The sequence below is a fragment of the Bacillus sp. SIMBA_026 genome (genome assembly GCF_046535335.1).
GTDB classification, from domain to species: Bacteria; Bacillota; Bacilli; order Bacillales; family Bacillaceae; genus Bacillus; species Bacillus velezensis.
The window spans coordinates 1-371 of sequence record NZ_JAWRWX010000050.1; the positions used below are offsets into that span (position 1 = coordinate 1).

A 371-nucleotide genomic window follows, 5' to 3' on the forward strand; every position below is an offset into this window, starting at 1 on the left:
CGTCTCGATCGAGGACACGTCGCCCCGGACGATTTCGCACAGCTTCATGACGTTCGCCGGCGCAAAGAAGTGGGCGCCGGCAACGTCCTGCGGACGATTGGTCATCGCTGCCATCGTATCGATGTCGATGGCGGACGAATTCGTGAGCAGCAATGCACCACGCTTCATCACCGCATCGAGCTTCGAAAATACTTCCCGCTTGAGATCGATGCGCTCGAATACCGCCTCGACCACCGCATCGCAATCGGCAATTTCCTCGTAGCGTTCGGCGGTCCGGATACAGGCCATCCGAGCATCCATCTCCGGCTGCGTCAGGCTTCCTCGCTTGACTCGGACCGCGTAGGTATCACGAATGCGATTCAGACCGCGCT

The 371-nt window shown here is 59.6% G+C and carries 1 protein-coding gene; it reads right to left on the reverse strand.

Translation table 11 applies throughout. The annotated features are described in order from the left end of the window. On the reverse strand, positions 1-371 hold a 371-nt coding region (locus SB847_RS20615), incomplete at both ends, for a 3-hydroxyacyl-CoA dehydrogenase family protein (protein ID WP_410578427.1).